This window comes from Pseudomonas xanthosomatis (assembly GCF_019139835.1).
Taxonomy (GTDB): Bacteria; Pseudomonadota; Gammaproteobacteria; order Pseudomonadales; family Pseudomonadaceae; genus Aquipseudomonas; species Aquipseudomonas fakonensis.
In genome coordinates this window covers 4,144,442-4,163,482 of sequence record NZ_CP077075.1, presented here as the reverse complement: position 1 = coordinate 4,163,482, position 19,041 = coordinate 4,144,442, and the positions used below count along the sequence as shown (strand labels likewise).

Annotated in this window: 2 protein-coding genes (1 of these 2 running past the window's edge); both read left to right on the top strand. The window is 70.2% G+C overall.

Going from position 1 to position 19,041, the window contains the following annotated elements:
• A protein-coding gene (locus tag KSS93_RS18310; protein ID WP_217885378.1) for a non-ribosomal peptide synthetase crosses the window boundary here: on the top strand, nt 1–4,939 show its 3' portion. 5,936 nt of this gene lie to the left of the window's left edge; the window shows 4,939 of its 10,875 coding nt (coding positions 5,937–10,875); its start codon lies beyond the left edge, outside the window; its stop codon occupies nt 4,937–4,939.
• Nucleotides 4,936–19,041 (top strand): non-ribosomal peptide synthase/polyketide synthase, encoded by a 14,106-nt coding sequence (locus KSS93_RS18305; RefSeq protein ID WP_217885377.1) that lies wholly within the window; start codon nt 4,936–4,938, stop codon nt 19,039–19,041. Before KSS93_RS18310 ends, KSS93_RS18305 begins: the two co-directional genes overlap by 4 nt.

Genomic DNA, 19,041 nt, shown 5'->3' with positions numbered 1-19,041 from the left:
CGGTGCTGCCGATAGCCATGGCATTGCTGCGTTCGATCTGGTCGAGCAGTTCGAGCAGCAGGTTGCCCGTGTGCCCGAAGCGATCGCCGTACGCCAAGGCGAGGGTTCGCTCAGCTACGCCGAACTGAACCGCCGCGCCAACCAGCTGGCCCACCGCCTGCAAGCCGCAGGCGTTGGCCCGGACGTGCGTGTAGGCGTGTGCCTGGAGCGCACCCCGCAATTGCTGGTGGCCTTGCTGGCAGTGCTCAAGGCTGGTGGCGCTTACGTGCCGCTGGACCCTGAATTCCCGGCCGAACGCCTGCGCCATATGCTCGACGACAGCCGTGCGCCGTTGCTGCTCAGCCAAAGCTCGCTGCAACCGGCGCTGCAAGCGCTGGGCGCCGAGGCCGAATGCTGGTGGCTGGATCAGCTGGCCGAGGAGGGCAGTGAAACCAACCCGGCGCTGCAAGCCCAGGGCGATCACCTGGCCTACGTCATCTACACCTCCGGCTCCACCGGCAAGCCCAAGGGTGTGGCCGTACGCCGGGCTGGTGTGGGCAACTTCCTGGCGAGCATGGCCCAGGCCCCGGGCCTGGCTGCTGACGGGCGCATGCTGGCGCTGACCTCGCTGTCGTTCGACATTGCCGTGCTGGAGCTGTACTTGCCCTTGGTCAGCGGTGCCAGCGTGGTGCTGGTGGATCGCGACACCGCCCGCGACCCGGAGCGCCTGTGGGCGCAAATCGAGCTGCAGCAAGTCACCGCCATTCAGGCAACCCCCTCGACCTGGCGCATGCTCGCCGACCACCCACGCCTGGCGGCTTTGGCCGGGCGCCAGGTGCTGTGTGGCGGCGAAGCACTGCCGGCAGACCTGGCCGAACGCCTTATCGGTGTGGCCGGCGGCCTGTGGAACCTCTACGGCCCGACCGAAACCTCGGTGTGGTCGGCCCGCTGCCACCTTCAAGGCCAGCAGCAAGTGATGCTCGGCGAGGCCCTGGCCCACACCGCACTGCACGTGCTGGATGACGACCTGGAACCTCTGCCGTTGGGCGTGGCCGGCGAGCTGTACATCGGCGGCGAAGGTCTGGCCCGTGGTTACCACGACCGGCCCGGCCTCACCGCCGAGCGCTTTGTCGCCGACCCGTTCGGCAGCGGTGCGCGCCTGTACCGCACCGGCGACCTGGTGCGCCGCCGCGCCGACGGCGCGCTGGAGTACCTGGGGCGGATCGACCAGCAGGTGAAGATTCGCGGTTTCCGTATCGAGCTTGGCGAAATCGAAGCCTGCCTGCTGGCCGAACCCGGTGTGCGCGAGGCCGCCGTGGTGGCGCGCCAAGGGCAACTGATCGGCTATGTAGTGGCCGACGATGACGCGCTGCTGGCGCCGCTGCGCGAACGCCTGCAAGCGCAACTGCCGGACTACATGGTGCCGGCACGCCTGATGCGCCTTGAGCGCATGCCGCTGACGCCGAACCGCAAGCTCGACCGCAAGGCATTGCCCGAGCCGGAGCTGCAAGTGCGCGAGCACGTGGCCCCCGAGGGCGAGGTGGAATGCACCCTGGCGCAGATCTGGCAAACCGTGCTGAACCTGCCGCAAGTAGGCGCCGAGGACAACTTCTTCGAACTGGGCGGTGACTCCATCGTTTCGGTGCAAGTGGTTGCCCGTGCCCGTGAAGCCGGCCTGGCATTCACCCCGCGCGAGCTGTTCGAGCAACAGACCATCCGCCGCCTGGCCAAGGTGGCCGGGCAGTCGGCAGCTATTGCCGTCGTCACGCCGAGCACGGGCCTTGCACAACTGAACGCTGCCGAGCGGGCGCGCCTGCCGGCGGACCTGGAGGACGCCTACCCGCTGTCGCCGATGCAACAAGGCCTGCTGTTCCATGGCCTGAGCGGCGCGGGTGAGGGCGAGTACATCAACCAGCTCGCCTTCGACCTGGACGCGCTCGAGCCTGCGCAACTGCGCGCGGCCTGGCAGCAACTGATCGCGCGCCACCCGATCCTGCGCAGCGGCTTCGCCTGGGACGGCCTGGAGCAGCCGCTGCAACTGGTCTACCGCCAGGTGCCCGAGCTGTGGCAAGAGCACGACTGGCGTGGCCAGGATTGCAGCAGCGAGGCGCTGGACGCCTTCGCCAGCCAGCAGCGGGCACTGCCGTTCGACTTTGCCCAACCGGCCCTGCAACGGGTGGCGCTGCTGCGCCTGGCCAACGGCCGCCACCGCCTGGTGTGGACCTACCACCACCTGCTGCTGGACGGCTGGAGCAGCGCGCGGCTGATCGAGGAATGGCTCGGCCGCTACGTGGGCGAAACCCCGCAGGCTGCGGCCGGGCGCTACGGCGACTACATCGCCTGGCTGCAACGCCAGGACCCGCAGCGCGGCGAAACCTTCTGGAAGGCCCGCACCGCGCAGCTCGATGCACCCACCTTGCTGGCCGGCAATGCGCCGGTGGCGGCGGGCGGCAGCGGGCAGCACGCCTGCGAGCTGCTGCTCGATGCTGCGCACAGCCAGGCCCTGGCCGCCTTCGCCCGCAGCCAGCGGGTCACCCTCAACACCCTGGTGCAGGCTGCCTGGCTGCTGCTTTTGCAACGCCACAGCGGCCAGCGCGTGGTGTGCTGCGGCGCCACCTTGTCGGGGCGCCCGGCAGAGCTGGCCGGCAGCGGCGACATGCTGGGGCTGTTCATCAACACCTTGCCGCTGATTGCCGAGCCTGCCCCGCACCAGGTGCTGGGCGACTGGCTGCAGGCCTTGCAGGGCGAAACCCTGGCCCTGCAGGAGCTGGCCCACGTGCCGCTGTACGACGTGCAGCGCTGGGCCGGCAGTGCCGGGCAGTCACTGTTCGACACCTTGCTGGTGTTCGAAAACTACCCGGTAGATGCCGCCCTGCGTAGCCAGGCGATGCAGCAACTGGGCATCGATGGCGTGGCCCAGCGCGAGTCGACCCACTACCCGCTGACCCTTACCGTGCACCCCGGCGAGCACCTGCAGCTGGCCCTGGCAGCCCGCGCCGATGCCTTCAGCAGCGCCACGCTTGCGCAACTGGCCGAGCACCTGGGCCAGTTGCTGCGCAGCCTGCCGGGCAACCCGCAGCGGCGCCTGGGCGAGCTGGCGATGTTGTCAGCGCAGGCCCGCAGCCAGGCCCTGGCCCGCGCTGCGCAACAGCCGGTATTGGGCGGTGGGCAAAGCCTGCCTGCGTTGTTTGCCGAACAGGCGCGGCGCAATGGCGCGCTGTGCGCGGTGAGCGACGGCGCGCAGAACCTGGACTACGCCAGCCTTGACCAGGCCTCCAGTCGCCTGGCCCGGCACCTGCTGGCCCAGGGCGTGGGCGCCGGCAGCCTGGTGGCGGTGTGCCTGGAGCGCGACACGCAACTGCTGGTGGCGCTGCTGGCGGTGCTCAAGGCCGGCGCCGCCTATGTGCCGCTGGACCCGGAGTTCCCGGCCCAGCGCCTGCGCCACATGCTCGACGACAGCGGCGCGCAGCTGCTGCTGACCCACAGCGCCTTGCTGGCGCAACTGCCCGAAGCGGCTGCCGGCCAGCAACGCTGGTGCCTCGACCAGTTGGCACTGCCGGCAGGCGACACGAGCGCCTTGCCAGCCATCGACCCCGAGCAACTGGCGTATGTGATCTACACCTCCGGCTCCACCGGCCTGCCCAAGGGCGTGGCCGTGCGCCACGGCGCACTGGCCAACTTCCTGTTGAGCATGGCTGAAGCACCGGGCTTGGCCCGTGGCGAAAAAATGCTGGCGCTGACCTCGCTGTCGTTCGACATCGCCGCGCTGGAGCTGTACCTGCCGCTGCTGCAGGGCGCCCGCGTGGTCATGGCCGACCGCGCCATGGCCCGCGATGCCGGGCGCCTGCTGGACTACATCGTCGCCCAGGGCGTGGGTTGCGTGCAGGCCACGCCATCGACCTGGCGCATGCTCAGCGAGCACCCGCGCTTTGCCAGCCTGCAAGGGCTGCGCGCGCTGTGCGGCGGCGAAGCGCTGGCCGGCGACCTGGCGGCGCGCCTGCAAGGGGTGGTGGGCGAGTTGTGGAACCTGTACGGGCCCACCGAAACCACCATCTGGTCGGCGCGCATGCGCCTGGGCCAGCAGGCCAGCCAGGTGCTGCTGGGCGAAGCCATTGCCGGCACCTCGCTGCATGTGCTGGACGAGGCCCTGGAGCCGGCCGCCGATGGCGTGGCCGGCGAGCTGTACATCGGCGGCGCGGGCCTGGCCCGTGGTTACCACCGTCGCCCGGGCCTGACCGCCGAGCGCTTTGTCGCCGACCCGTTCGGCGCCCCGGGCGAGCGCCTGTACCGCACCGGCGACCTGGTGCGCTGGCGCGGCGAGGCGCTGGAGTACATCGGCCGAATCGACCAGCAGGTGAAAATTCGCGGCCACCGCATCGAGCTGGGCGAAATCGAAGCCTGCCTGCGCCGTTGCCCTGGCGTGCGCGAAGCCGCCGTGGTGGCGCGCCCGGGCCCGGCCGGCCCGGTGCTGGTGGGTTACGCCGAGGCCGACGACGCGCCGCAACTGGCCGCGCAGTTCAAAGAAGCGCTGCAAGCGGCGTTGCCCGACTACATGGTGCCGGCCCAGGTGCTGGTGCTGGCGCGCATGCCGCTGACCCCCAACGGCAAGCTCGACCGCAAGGCCCTGCCGGCCCCCGACTGGCAGGCCCGCGCGCATGTGGAACCGGCCACGCAGCTGGAGCGCCAGCTGGCGGCGATCTGGTGCGAGGTGCTGGGGCTCGAGCGGGTTGGCAGCACGGATGACTTCTTCGAGCTGGGCGGCCACTCGCTGCTGCTTACCCGCCTGGTATCGCGCGTGCGCGAGGCGCTCGGGGTAGACCTGGCACTTCATGAAGTTTTTGACCACTCAAGCGTCAGTACCCTTGCAGCACACCTGCAAAGCGCGCCCCCGGCCGCTGACGACTTGCTGGAAGTGGATTTCATGAACGATTTGCTGGAAGAACTGGAGCAGGCTGAATGAGTAGTGTCCTCGACCCCAAGGTAGCGGCGCAGGACCGTGAGTTGCAGGCCATCGGCGCACGCCTGGCGCAATTGGCGCAGGACAAGCAGCAACTGTTTCTGGCCAAGCTGGTAGCCGCTGGTGTCAACGTGCGCCGCCTGCCGGTGCCAAGCCTGCCGCGCGACGGCGCCCTGGCGCTGTCGGCGGCGCAGAGCCGGCAATGGTTCATCTGGAAGCTCGACCCCCAGGCGCCCACCTACAACCTGCACCGCGCCGTGCAGTTGCGTGGGCCGCTGGACCGCGAGGCGCTGGCCGCAGCCCTGCGCGCCATCGTCGCCCGCCACGAGAACCTGCGCAGCCGCTTCCACGAGGTTGAAGGCCAGCCGCAACTGCTGATCGAGCCCGAGGCCGAGCTTGAGGTGGTGTTCGAAGACCTGACCGCGCTGCCAGCGCCTGAGCGCGAGGCGCGTGCCGACGCGCTGGGCATGGCCTGCGCGGTCACCCCCTACGACCTGGCCGCCGGCCCCTTGCTGCGGGTGACCCTGCTGCGCCTGGGCGCCGAGGAGCACCGCCTGCTGCTGGGCGTGCACCATATCGTTGCCGATGGCTGGTCGATGAACCTGCTGGTGGACGAGTTCACCCGCGGTTACAACGCCCACTGCCGTGGCCAGGCCAGCGAGCTGCCGCCGCTGGCCGCGCAATACGCCGACTGCGCCGCCTGGCAGCGCAAGCTGCTGGCCGCCGGGGAGGGCGAGCGCCAGCTGGAATACTGGCTCAAGCGCCTGGGTGGCGAAGCGCCAACCCTGGAGCTGCCGGTTGACCGCCAGCGCCCGGCACGCCCCAGCGGGCAGGGCGCGGTGCTGTGCTTCGACATCCCCGAAGCCTTGGCCGGCACCCTGCGCAAGGTTGCCCAGGCGCGTGGCGCGACGCTGTTCATGCTGTTGCTGGCGGCGTTCAAGGTGCAGCTGTACCGCTACACCGGCCAGCCCGACTTGCGTGTCGGCGTGCCGGTGGCCGGGCGTGGCAACGGCGAGAGCCAGCGCCTGATCGGCTTTTTCGTCAACACCCTGGTGATGCGCACCGAGCTCGATGGCCGCGAGCGCTTCGACAGCGTGCTGGCCCGGGTGCGCCAGGGCGCGTTGGCCGACCAGGCCCACCAGGAGCTGCCGTTCGAGCAACTGGTGGAGGCCCTGGCGCCGCACCGCAGCCTCAGCCACAACCCGCTGTTCCAGGTGATCTACAACCACCAGTGGCATGACACCGACGCCCTGCAGACCCTCGATGGCGTGGCCATGGAGTCGCTAGCGCCGCTGATGCGCGCGGTGGACTGCGACCTGGCCCTGGACACCGCCGAAGATTCCGCCGGCCGCCTGCGCTGCGAAATCAGTTACGCCACCGACCTGTTCAGCGCCGCCAGCATCGAGCGCTGGCGCCGGCACTTCGAGGCCTTGCTGGCGCAGATCGCCGCGCAGCCCGAAGCCCGGGTGTGCGACTTCGAGCTGCACGAACCTGCCGCCTGGGCGCAGTTGCAGGCCTGGAACGCACTGCCCGAAAGCACCGCTGAAGAGCCGCTGGTGCACCAGCTGATCGCCGCCTGGGCGCAGCGCACGCCGGACGCCCCGGCGGTGCGCTGTGGCGAGCAGGTGTTGAGCTTCGCCGAGCTGAACCTGCGCGCCAACCAGCTGGCCCAGTACCTGTGCGCCCAGGGTGTCGGCCCCGAGCAGCGGGTGGGCGTCGGCCTGCCGCGCTCGCCGCAGTTGCTGGTAGCGCTGCTGGCGGTGTTCAAGACTGGCGCCGCCTACGTGCCGCTGGACCTGGACTACCCGCAGGAGCGCCTGGCCTACCAGGTGCAAGATGCAGGCCTTGCCTGGCTGATCGGCGACAGCCGCGACCCGCGCCGGGCCGCCTTGCCCGACGGCGTGCAGCGCCTGGACCTCGACCTGCTCGAGCTGGGCGCATGGCCGGCCGAGGCACCGGCCGTGGCGCCGCACCCCGGCAACCTGGCCTACCTGATCTACACCTCCGGCTCCACCGGCCTGCCCAAGGGTGTGGCCGTGGCCCACGGCCCGCTGGCCATGCACTGCCGCACCATCGGCGTGCGCTACGAAATGACCCCCGCCGACCGCGAACTGCACTTCATGTCGTTCGCCTTCGACGGTGCCCACGAGCGCTGGCTCACCGCCCTGACCCATGGCGCCAGCCTGGTGCTGCGTGACGACAGCCTGTGGACCCCTGAACAGACCTACCAGGCCATGGGCCGCTACGGCGTGACCGTGGCCGCCTTCCCGCCGGCCTACCTGCAACAGATCGCCGAGCATGGCGAAGGCCGCGACGATGTGCCGGCGGTACGAGTGTATTGCTTTGGTGGCGACGCGGTGCCTCACGCCAGCTTCGAGCAGGTGCGCCAGGTGCTGCGCCCGGCCTGGATCATCAACGGCTACGGCCCCACCGAAACCGTGGTCACGCCGATGATCTGGAAGGCCGGCCCCGCCGACCACTGCCAGGCCGGCTACGCGCCGATTGGCGACCGTGTCGGTGCGCGCAGCGTATGGGTACTGGACGGCGACCTCAACCCGGTGCCCACCGGTGTGTGCGGCGAGCTGTACCTGGGCGGCGAAGGCCTGGCCCGGGGTTACTTCCAGCGCCCGGGCCTGACTGCCGAGCGCTTTGTCGCCGACCCGTTCGGCGCCCCGGGCGGGCGCCTGTACCGCACCGGTGACCTGGTGCGCCAGCGCGCCGACGGCATCATCGACTACCTCGGCCGCGCCGACCACCAGATCAAGGTCCGCGGTTTTCGTATCGAGCCGGGCGAAATCGAGGCGCGCTTGCGCGCCGACGCCCGGGTACGCGAGGCGCTGGTGGTGGCCCGTGAAACCGTAGGCGGCAAGCAATTGGTGGCCTACGTGGCCGCCGACGACCCGCAGCTGGGCAGCGAGCTGCGCCAGCTTTTGCGCGAACAACTGCCCGACTACATGGTGCCGGCCCGGGTGATGGTGCTGGCCCAGTTGCCGCGCAACGCCAACGGCAAGCTGGACCGCAACCAGCTGCCGGAGCCGGTGTGGCAAAGCGACAACGACGGCTACCAGGCCCCGCAAGGCGAGCACGAGCAACTGCTGGCCGAAGTCTGGGGCGAGGTGCTGGGCCTGCAGCAGGTCGGCGCGCTGGACCACTTCTTCGAGCTGGGCGGCCATTCGCTGCTGGCGGTGCAGGTGGTGGCGCGGCTGAAAAAGCGCCTGGGCATCGAGGTGCCGGTACGCCAGCTGTTCGACACCCCGCGCCTGTGTGACCTGGCGCTGGCCGTGGCCGGCGCAGGCAGCGCGGGCGGTGCCCCGGCGTTGCAGGCCCTGGCCCACGAGGGCGGTGCGCCGCTGTCGTTCAACCAGCAGCGGCTGTGGTTCCTCTGGCAGTTGGCCCCGCACAGCGCGGCCTACAACATCAGCGGTGGCCTGCGCCTGCGCGGCCAACTGGTGGTGCCTGCACTGCGCGCCGCCTTCGAGCAATTGCAGGCGCGCCACGCCTCGCTGCGCACGGTGTTCAGCGACGACGGCGAGCAGGTGCGCCAGCAGGTGCTGGCCAACCCGGCGCTGGCCCTGCGCGAAACCAGCCTTGAGCAACTGCCGGCCGGCGAGCGAGAAGCCCGCCTGGTGCAAAGCCTGGCCGAGGAGGCCGCTGCGCCCTTCGACCTGGCCTGCGGCCCGTTGCTGCGCATCAACCTGCTGCGCATGGCCCGCGAAGAACATGTGCTGGTGCTGACCCTGCATCACATCATCGCCGACGGTGTGTCGGTGAAGGTGCTGCTGGACGAGTTCGCCACTTGCTACCAGGCCGCCCTCGACGGGCGCGATGCAGCCCTGCCGGCCCTGGCGGTGCAGTACGCCGACTTTGCCGTGTGGCAGCGCCAGTGGCTGGCCAGCGGCGAGTGCGAGCGCCAGCTGGCCCATTGGCGCGCCCACCTGGGCAATGAACACCCGCTGCTGGAACTGCCCCTGGACCACCCGCGCCCGGCGCAGCAAAGCCTGCACGGCGACAGCGTCGGGTTTGCCGTGGCGCCGGCGCTGGCCGGCCAGCTGCAACAACTGGCGCAAGTCCGTGGCAGCTCGCTGTCGATGCTGTTGCTGGCGGCCTTCGGCGCCTTGCTGATGCGCTACAGCGGCCAGCGCGACCTGCGCATCGGCCTGCCGATTGGCGGGCGCCAGCAGCAGGAATGCGAAAACCTGGTGGGCTTTTTCGTCAACACCCAGGTGCTGCGCCTGCAGGTGGACGGCGAGGGCTCGTTCAACCAGTTGCTGGCCCAGGCCCGCGACCACGTGCTGGATGCCCAGGCCAACCAGGACCTGCCGTTCGAACAACTGGTCGAGGCCCTGCAACCGCAGCGCAGCCTCAGCCACAACCCGCTGTTCCAGGTGCTGTTCAACCACGACCGCACCACCGGCCTGGACAACCTGGCGTTGCCGGGGCTCAGCGTCGAGCCGCTGCCCAGCGCCCGGCGCAGCACCCAGTTCGACCTGGTGCTCGATACCCGCGAGCACGTCGACGGCCAGCTGTCGGGCAGCTTCGGCTATGCCACCGACCTGTTCGAGCACGCCACCATCGAACGCCTGGCCGGGCACTTCCAGCGCCTGCTGGCGGCCATCGCCCAAGCCCCGGACGAGGCCCTGGAGCGCCTGGCGCTGGTGGCCGAAGGCGAGCGCGAGCAACTGCTGCATGGCTGGAACGAGACCGCCCGCGACTACAGCCGGCAGCCCATGCTGCCCGAACTGATTCGCCAGCAGGCCGAGCGCACGCCGCAGGCCTGCGCCCTGGTGGACGGCGAACGGCGGTTTACTTACGCCGAGCTTGAAGCACGCAGCAACCGCCTGGCCCACTGGCTGCGCAGCCAGGGGGTGGGCTGTGATGTGCGGGTGGGGGTGTTCGCCGAGCGTTCGGCGGAGCTGGCCATTGCCCTGCTGGCCATCGTCAAGGCCGGCGGCGCCTACCTGCCGCTGGACCCGGACTACCCGGCCGAGCGCCTGGCGTTCATGCTCGAAGACAGCCAGGTGCCGCTGCTGCTGACCCAGCAGGCGCTGCTGGCACGCCTGCCGGCAAGCAGCGCGCCGGTATGGTGCCTGGACCGCGACTGGGCGCAGACCGACGCTATGCCTGAGCATGCCCCGGCCATTGACTACCCGGCGCAGAGCCTGGCGTATTGCATCTACACCTCCGGCTCCACCGGCCGGCCCAAGGGCGTGGGCAACCACCATGCCGGCCTGCTCAATCGCCTGCAGTGGATGCAGGACCAGTACCAGCTGGGCGGCGCGGACCGGGTGCTGCAAAAGACCCCGTTCAGCTTTGACGTGTCGGTGTGGGAGTTCTTCTGGCCCTGGTTCACCGGCGCCACCCTGGTGATGGCCGCCCCCGGCGCCCACCGCGACCCGGTGCGGCTGCGCCAGGTGATCGTCGAGCAGGGCGTCACCACGCTGCACTTCGTGCCCTCGATGCTGCAGGCGTTCATCGCCGCCGGCGAGCTGGCCGCCTGCACCAGCCTGCGCCAGGTGATGTGCAGCGGCGAAGCTTTGCCCCATGAGTTGCAGCAGCAGTTCCAGCAGCAGCACAACGGCGCGCTGCACAACCTGTACGGCCCCACCGAGGCGGCCATCGACGTCAGCTACTGGCACTGCCTCGACGAGCCGGGCCGGCACAGCGTGCCGATTGGCCGGCCAATCGCCAACACCCAGCTGATGATCCTCGACAGCCAGTTGCAGCCGGTGCCGGTGGGTGTGGCGGGCGAGCTGTACATCGCCGGGCACAACCTGGCCCGTGGCTACCTGGGGCGCGCCGGGCTTACCGCCGAGCGCTTTGTCGCCAACCCGTTCGGCGCACCTGGCGAGCGCATGTACCGCACCGGTGACCTGGCGCGCTGGCGCCCGGACGGGGTGATCGACTACGCCGGGCGCATCGACCACCAGGTCAAGCTGCGCGGCCTGCGCATCGAGCTGGGCGAAATCGAGGCACGCATGCTCGAGCAACCCGGCGTGCGCGAGGCGGTGGTGGTGGCCTGGCAGCAGGCCGGTGGCGCGCAGCTGGTGGGTTACCTGACCAGCGACAGCCCCCGGGCCGAGCCGCAGGCGCTGCTGGATGCGGTGCGCGAAGGGGTGCGCGAGCACCTGCCGGACTACATGGTGCCGGCCCTTCTGGTGTACCTGGAGGCGATGCCGCTGAGCCCCAACGGCAAGCTGGAGCGCAAGGCGCTGCCGGCGCCGCAATGGCAGGCGCGCCAGTACAGCGCCCCGCAAGGCGCGCGCGAAACCGCCCTGGCGCAGCTCTGGCAGGTATTGCTTGGGGTGCAGCGGGTTGGCCGCGACGATGACTTCTTCGAACTGGGCGGCCACTCGCTGCTGGCGGTGCGGGTGGTGGCCAAGGTGCGCGAGGTGTTCGGCGTAGAGCTGGCCCTGCGCGCCGTGTTCGACACCCCGACCGTGGCGGGCCTGGCCCAGGCCCTGGGGCGCAGCCGCGGCCAGCTGGCGGCAGGCCCGCAGCGCCGCGAGCGGCCGGCGCGCCCGGCGCTGTCGTTCGCCCAGCAGCGCATGTGGTTCCTCTGGCAATTGCAGCCAGACAGCGACGCCTACAACATGCCAGTTGCCCTGGAGCTGGACGGCGAGCTGGACCGTGCGGCGCTGCAGCGTGCCTTCAGCGGCCTGCTGGCGCGCCACGAAGCCTTGCGCACCTGCTTCCCCAGCGAAGCCGGCGAGGTGTACCAGCAGGTGCTGCCGGCGGCCGGCTTCGAGCTGCCTTGCAGCGACCTGCGCGGCGCCGACGACCCCTATGCCCAGGCCCAGGCGCTGCGTGTGGCGCAGGCCCTGGCACCGTTCGACCTGGTCAACGGCCCGGTGCTGCGTGGCCAGCTGTTGCGCCTGGAGCGCCAGCGCCACCACCTGCTGCTGACCCTGCACCACATGGTTGGCGACGGCTGGTCGATGGACATTCTGGTGCGCGAACTGGGCCAGCTGTACGCCGCCGAATGCAGCGGCCAGCCGGCAGCCCTTGCGGCATTGCCGATCCAGTACCTGGACTACGCCCTGTGGCAGCGCGAGTGGCTGGCCGGCGGCGAGGGCGAGCGCCAGCTGGGTTACTGGCAGGCGCAACTGGGCGATGCACCGCGCATCCTCGAGCTGCCTGCCGATCACCCGCGCCCGGCGCAGCAAAGCTACCGCGGTGCCAACTTCAGCCTGCAACTGCCGGCGCCGCTCGCCGCCAGCGTGCTGCGCCAGGCCCAGGCGCAGCAGGTGACGCCGTTCATGCTGTTGCTGGCAGCCTTCAACGTGCTGCTGCAGCGCCACGCCCGCCAGGACGACCTGTGCGTCGGCGTGCCGGTGGCCAACCGCCTGCGCGCCGAGTGCGAAGGGCTGATCGGCCTGTTCGTCAACACCCAGGTGCTGCGTACCCGCATCGACACCGCGCAGCCGTTCGCTGCGCTGCTGCAGCAGGTGCGTGACACCGTGCTGGCGGCCCAGGCCCACCAGGACCTGCCGTTCGAGCAACTGGTCGAGGCCTTGCAGCCAGAGCGCAGCCTCAGCCACAACCCGCTGTTCCAGGTGCTGTTCAGCCTGCAACGCCACGACGTGGCGCTGGGCGAACAGTTGGCCGGCCTGCGCATGGCCAGCCTTGAACAGGAACGGCGTACCGCCCAGGTGGACCTGGGGCTGTTCGTCGACCAACAGGGCGAGGGCGGGTTCAGCTTCACCTTCAACTACGCCAGCGACCTGTTCGAGCGGGCCAGCATCGAGCGCCTGGCCGGGCACTTCCTGCACCTGCTGCAGGCCCTGCTGGAGCAGCCGGGGCTGCCATTGGTGCAGGTGTCGTCGCTGACCGCCGGCGAACGTGCCGAGCTGCTGGCGGCCGGTGCTGCTGATAGCCATGGCATCGGCGTGTTCGATCTGGTCGAACAGTTCGAGCAGCAGGTTGCCCGTGTGCCCGAAGCGATCGCCGTACGCCAGGGTGAGGGTTCGCTCAGCTATGCCGAACTGAACCGCCGCGCCAACCAGCTGGCCCACCGCCTGCAAGCCGCAGGCGTTGGCCCGGACGTGCGTGTGGGCGTGTGCCTGGAGCGCACCCCGCAACTGCTGGTGGCCTTGCTGGCAGTGCTCAAGGCTGGTGGCGCTTACGTGCCGCTGGACCCGGAATTCCCGGCCGAGCGCCTGCGCCATATGCTCGACGACAGCCGTGCGCCGTTGCTGCTCAGCCAAAGCTCGCTGCAACCGGCGCTGCAAGCGTTGGGCGCCGAGGCCGAATGCTGGTGGCTGGACCAATCTGATTTCCAGGGCAGTGAAGCTAATCCGTTGAACCTGGCCAAGGGCGATCACCTGGCCTACGTCATCTACACCTCCGGCTCCACCGGCAAGCCCAAGGGTGTGGCCGTACGCCGGGCTGGTGTGGGCAACTTCCTGGCGAGCATGGCCCAGGCCCCGGGCCTGGCTGCTGACGGGCGCATGCTGGCGCTGACCTCGCTGTCGTTCGACATTGCCGTGCTGGAGCTGTACTTGCCCTTGGTCAGCGGTGCCAGCGTGGTGCTGGTGGATCGCGACACCGCCCGCGACCCGGAGCGCCTGTGGGCGCAAATCGAGCTGCAGCAAGTCACCGCCATTCAGGCAACCCCCTCGACCTGGCGCATGCTCGCCGACCACCCACGCCTGGCGGCTTTGGCCGGGCGCCAGGTGCTGTGTGGCGGCGAAGCACTGCCGGCAGACCTGGCCGAACGCCTTATCGGTGTGGCCGGCGGCCTGTGGAACCTCTACGGCCCGACCGAAACCTCGGTGTGGTCGGCCCGCTGCCACCTTCAAGGCCAGCAGCAAGTGATGCTCGGCGAGGCCCTGGCCCACACCGCACTGCACGTGCTGGATGACGACCTGGAACCTCTGCCGTTGGGCGTGGCCGGCGAGCTGTACATCGGCGGCGAAGGTCTGGCCCGTGGTTACCACGACCGGCCCGGCCTCACCGCCGAGCGCTTTGTCGCCGACCCGTTCGGCAGCGGTGCGCGCCTGTACCGCACCGGCGACCTGGTGCGCCGCCGCGCCGACGGCGCGCTGGAGTACCTGGGGCGGATCGACCAGCAGGTGAAGATTCGCGGTTTCCGTATCGAGCTTGGCGAAATCGAAGCCTGCCTGCTGGCCGAACCCGGTGTGCGCGAGGCCGCTGTGGTGGCACGCCAAGGGCAACTGATCGGCTATGTAGTGGCCGACGATGACGCGCTGCTGGCGCCGCTGCGCGAACGCCTGCAAGCACAACTGCCGGACTACATGGTGCCGGCACGCCTGATGCGCCTTGAGCGCATGCCGCTGACGCCGAACCGCAAACTCGACCGCAAGGCATTGCCCGAGCCGGAGCTGCAAGTGCGCGAGCACGTGGCCCCCGAGGGCGAGGTGGAATGCACCCTGGCGCAGATCTGGCAAAGCGTGCTGAACCTGCCGCAGGTAGGCGCCGAGGACAACTTCTTCGAACTGGGCGGTGACTCCATCGTTTCGGTGCAAGTGGTAGCCCGTGCCCGTGAAGCCGGTTTGGCCCTGACCCCGCGCGATTTGTTCCTGCACCAGAGCGTCCGCGCCCTGGCGGCCCAGGCGCAGCCGCTGCAACAGGCCGTCACCCAGGTTGTGGAACGGCTGGACCTCAGCACCCTGAGCGACGCCGAGCGCGCCGCGCTGCCGGTGGCGCTGGAGGCCGTGGAAGACATCGTGCCGCTGTCGCCAATGCAGCAAGGCATGCTGTTCCACGCCCTGGACAGCGGCACCGACCTGTACATCAACCAGCTGGACGTTGTGATCGACGGCCTCGACGCGCCGCGCTTCATCGCCGCCTGGGACGAAGTCAGCAACCGCCACGACAGCCTGCGCGGCAGCTTCGTGTGGCAGGGCTTTGCCGACGCCATGCAGGTGATCCGGCAGCGCGTCAGTCTGCCGGTGGAGCAGCTCGACTGGCAGGGCCGTACCTTCACCGTCGAGGAGGCCGAGGCCGTGGCCCGCGAACAGCGCGAGCGTGGCTTCGACCTGGCCCAGGCGCCGCTGCAGCGTTTGCTGCTGGTGCAACTGGGCCCGCGCCGCTACCGGCTGGTATGGACCTACCACCACCTGTTGCTCGACGGCTGGAGCCTGTCGCTGCTGATCGGCCAGGTGCTGCGCCGCTACCTGGGCCAGACGCTGCCCAACCCGGGCCGCTACCGCGACTACCTGGACTGGCTGCAAAGCCGCGACCCGCTGGCCAGCGAGCGCTTCTGGCGCGAGCGCCTGCAAGCGCTGGAAGAACCCACCTTCCTCGCCCAGGCCCTGGCTGGCGAGCGTGGCGAGGCGGGCCACCAGGCCATCTACAGCCACTTCGACCAGGCCCGTACCGAGCGCCTGAAGCAGTTCGCCCGCAGCCAGCGGGTCACCCTCAACACCCTGGTGCAGGCGGCCTGGCTGTTGCTGCTGCAACGCTACACCGGCCAACGCTGTGTGGCCTTTGGCGCCACCGTGTCGGGCCGCCCGGCAGAACTGCCCGGTGCCCAGGACACCCTGGGGCTGTTCATCAACACCTTGCCGATCGTCCAGGCGCCACGCCCCGAGCAACCCCTGGGCGAATGGTTGCAGGCCCTGCAGGCCTACAACCTGGCGGCCCGCGAGCACGAGCACACGCCGCTCAGCCAGGTGCAGCGCTGGGCCGGCCGTGGTGGCCAGGCGCTGTTCGACAGCATCGTGGTATTCGAAAACCAGCCGGTGGACCGCCTGCTCAGCGAGTGGGACGACGGTGAGCTGCAGTTCGAGACCGTGCGTGGCCATGGTGTGACCAACTACGCCATGGACCTGATGGTGACCCTCGGCGACAGCCTGGAAATCGAGTACATGTTCCTGCGCCAGCACTTCAACCTGGCCGAAGTGGAGGGCATTCGCCGCCACCTGGAACAACTGCTCGAAGGCTTCTGCGCAGGCGCCGAGCGCCCGTTGGGCGAGTTGGCCATGCTCGCCGAGGGCGAGTTGCTGGTGCGGGCCGAGGCCAACCGCCTGCCGACGTCGCGGCCGTTGCCGACGGTGACCGAGGGTATTGCCGAATGGGCACGCCGCAGCCCGGACTGGGACGCCGTGCTGTGCGGCGAGCAGCGCCTGAGCTTCGCCGCGCTGGAAGCGCGCGCTAACCGCCTCGCCCACTGGCTGCAGGCGCAAGGTGCGGGGCCGGAGAAAGTGGTCGGAGTGGCCCTGCCACGCAGCACCGACTGGCCGGTGGCGCTGCTGGCGGTACTCAAGTGCGGCGCCGCCTACCTGCCACTGGACACCAGCCACCCGGCCGAGCGCCTGGCGTTCATCATGCGCGATTCGGGTATGCACCTGTTGCTGGCCCATTCGAGCCTTGCGCAGCAGCTGCCTGCGCTTGCCGACGTGCCGCGCGCCGAGCTTGACCGCCTGGCGCTGGACAGCCTGCCGGCCACGGCGCCGGCCGTGGCCCTGCACGCCGACAGCCTGGCGTACCTGATCTACACCTCCGGCTCCACCGGCCAGCCCAAGGCCGTGGCGGTGGCCCACGGGCCGCTGGCCATGCACTGCGAGGCCATCGGCGAGCGCTACGGCATGAGCCCGTCGGACCGCGAACTGCACTTCATGTCGTTCGCCTTCGACGGTGCCCACGAGCGTTGGCTGGTGCCGCTGCTGTTCGGCGGCAGCGTGCTGCTGCGTGACGATGAACTGTGGACCCCCGAGCAAACCCTGGCCGCCATGGCCCGCCACGGCGTCACTGTGGCGGCGTTCCCGCCGGCCTACCTGCAGGCCCTGGCCAGCCAGGCCGAGGCCGACGGCACGGCGCCGCCGGTGCGGGTGTATTGCTTCGGTGGCGACGCCGTGCCGGACGCCGCCTTCGAGCGTGCCCGCGCGGCCTTGCGGCCACGGGCGATCATCAACGGCTACGGCCCGACCGAGACGGTGATCACCCCGCTGCTGTGGCGCGCCGAGGGCGACACCACCTGCGGCGCGGCCTACGCGCCGATTGGCGAGCGGGTGGGCGCACGCACCCTGCATGTGCTGGACGCCGAGCTGAACCCGGTGCCCGAAGGCGTGGCCGGTGAGCTGTACATCGGCGGCCAGGGCCTGGCGCGTGGTTACCACGGCCGCCCGGGGCTGACCGCCGAACGCTTCGTCGCCGACCCGTTCAGCGCCGGCGGCAGGCTGTACCGCACCGGCGACCTGGTACGGCGCCGCGCCAATGGCACCTTCGACTACCTGGGCCGGCTGGACCACCAGGTGAAGGTGCGCGGCTTCCGTATCGAGCTGGGTGAAATCGAGGCGCGCCTGCGCGACCAGCCCGACGTGCACAGCGCCGTGGTGGTGGCCCGTGACGGGCAGGGCGGCAAACAACTGGTGGCCTACGTGGCCGCCGTGGCCAGCGAAGGGCTGGGCGAGTCGCTGCGCCAGCGCCTGCGGGCGCGCTTGCCCGACTACATGGTGCCGGCCCACGTGGTGGTGCTGCCGGCGCTGCCGCTGAACGCCAACGGCAAGGTCGACCGCCTGGCGCTGCCGGCCCCGGTCATTGGCCAGGACACCCGCTTCGTCGCCCCGCGCAACGAAGAGGAGCAGGTGCTGGCTGATATTTGGCAAGCGGTGCTGGGTGTCGAACGGGTTGGCATCGAGGACAACTTCTTCGAGCTGGGCGGCGATTCGATCCTCAGCCTGCAGGTGGTGTCGCGGGTACGCAACCACCCCGGCCTGCAGCGGGAAATCCGCCTGCGCGACCTGATGCGCCGGCCGACCATTGCCCAGTTGCTGGCTGATGCGCCGGCGCAGGTTGCGCAGCAGGGCGAAGTGCAACTGGCCGATGGCGAGCTGTTCAACCTGCTGCCGATCCAGCAGTGGTTGTTCGAGGTGCCCATGGCCGAGCGCGGGCACTTCAACCAGGCGCTGTTGCTGGATGTTCTGCAACCCTTGCAAGGCGATGCCCTGCAACAGGCTGTGCAGCAGTTGCTGGTGCGCCACGAGGCCCTGCGCCTGCGCTTCGTCGAGGGGGCAGGGGGCTGGTCGCAGCGCTATGCCAGCGTTGAGGAGGCGGCCCAGGTGCCGGTGCTGTGGCAGGAGCAACTGGCCGACAGCGCCGCCATGGAGGCGGCCATCCAGCGTGCCCAGCGCAGCCTCGACCTGACCCAGGGGCCGCTGCTGCGCGTGCTGCATGCGCGCCTGGCCGAGGGCGGCGAGCGCTTGCTGCTGGTGGTGCACCACCTGGCAGTGGACGGGGTGTCGTGGCAGGTGCTGGTCGAAGACCTGCTGGCGGCCTACCAGGCGGCGAGCCGCGGCCAGGTGGCGCAACTGCCGGCGCCGACCAGCCGCTACCGCGACTGGGCCCAGCGCCTGCAACAGCTGGCCCGCAGCCCCGAGGGCGAGGCCGGGCTGGGTTACTGGCAGCAGCAACTGGGCAGTGATGCCCCAGCCGAACTGCCGGTGGACAACCCGCGCGGGCGCAACCTGGTGGGCACCAAGGCCGAGGCGCACCTGCGCCTGGACAGCGAAGCCACCGCGCGCCTGCTCAAGGTGGCCCCGGCCGCGCTGCAGGCGCAGATCAACGACCTGTTGCTGACGGCGCTGTCACGGGCCGTGTGCGGCTGGAGCCAGGCGGCTTCGATGCTGGTACAGCTGGAGGGCCATGGCCGTGAGGACCTGTTCGACGAACTGGACCTGAGCCGTACCGTGGGCTGGTTCACCAGCATGTTCCCGCTGCACCTGAACCCCGGTGCCGGCACGCCGGGCGAGTCGCTGCGGGCCGTGCGCGAGCAACTGGCGCAGGTGCCCGGGCGCGGGTTGGGTTACGGCGTGCTGCGTTACCTGGGCCGCAGCCAGGTGCGTGAAGCCCTGGCGGGCCTGGCGCAGCCGCGCATCACCTTCAACTACCTGGGGCAACTGGACCAGGCCAGCGATGGCCAGGGGCTGTTTGGCGCTGCCGGCGAAAGCCTGGGCGACTTCCACAGCCCGACGGCGCCGCTGGCCAACTGGCTGGAGATCATCGGCCAGGTGCAGGACGGTGAGCTGGCCATGCGCTGCATCTACAGCCGCAAGCGCTACCGCCCGCAAACCGTGCAAGCGCTGATGGAGGCCTTCAAGGCCCAGCTGCACGAGCTGATCAACCTGTGCGGGCGGGCGGCATGA

Bases quoted from the DNA above. Each gene is read 5' to 3' on its own strand.
- KSS93_RS18305 (WP_217885377.1), top strand. From the start codon at position 4,936: ATGAGTAGTGTCCTCGACCCCAAGGTAGCGGCGCAGGACCGTGAGTTG.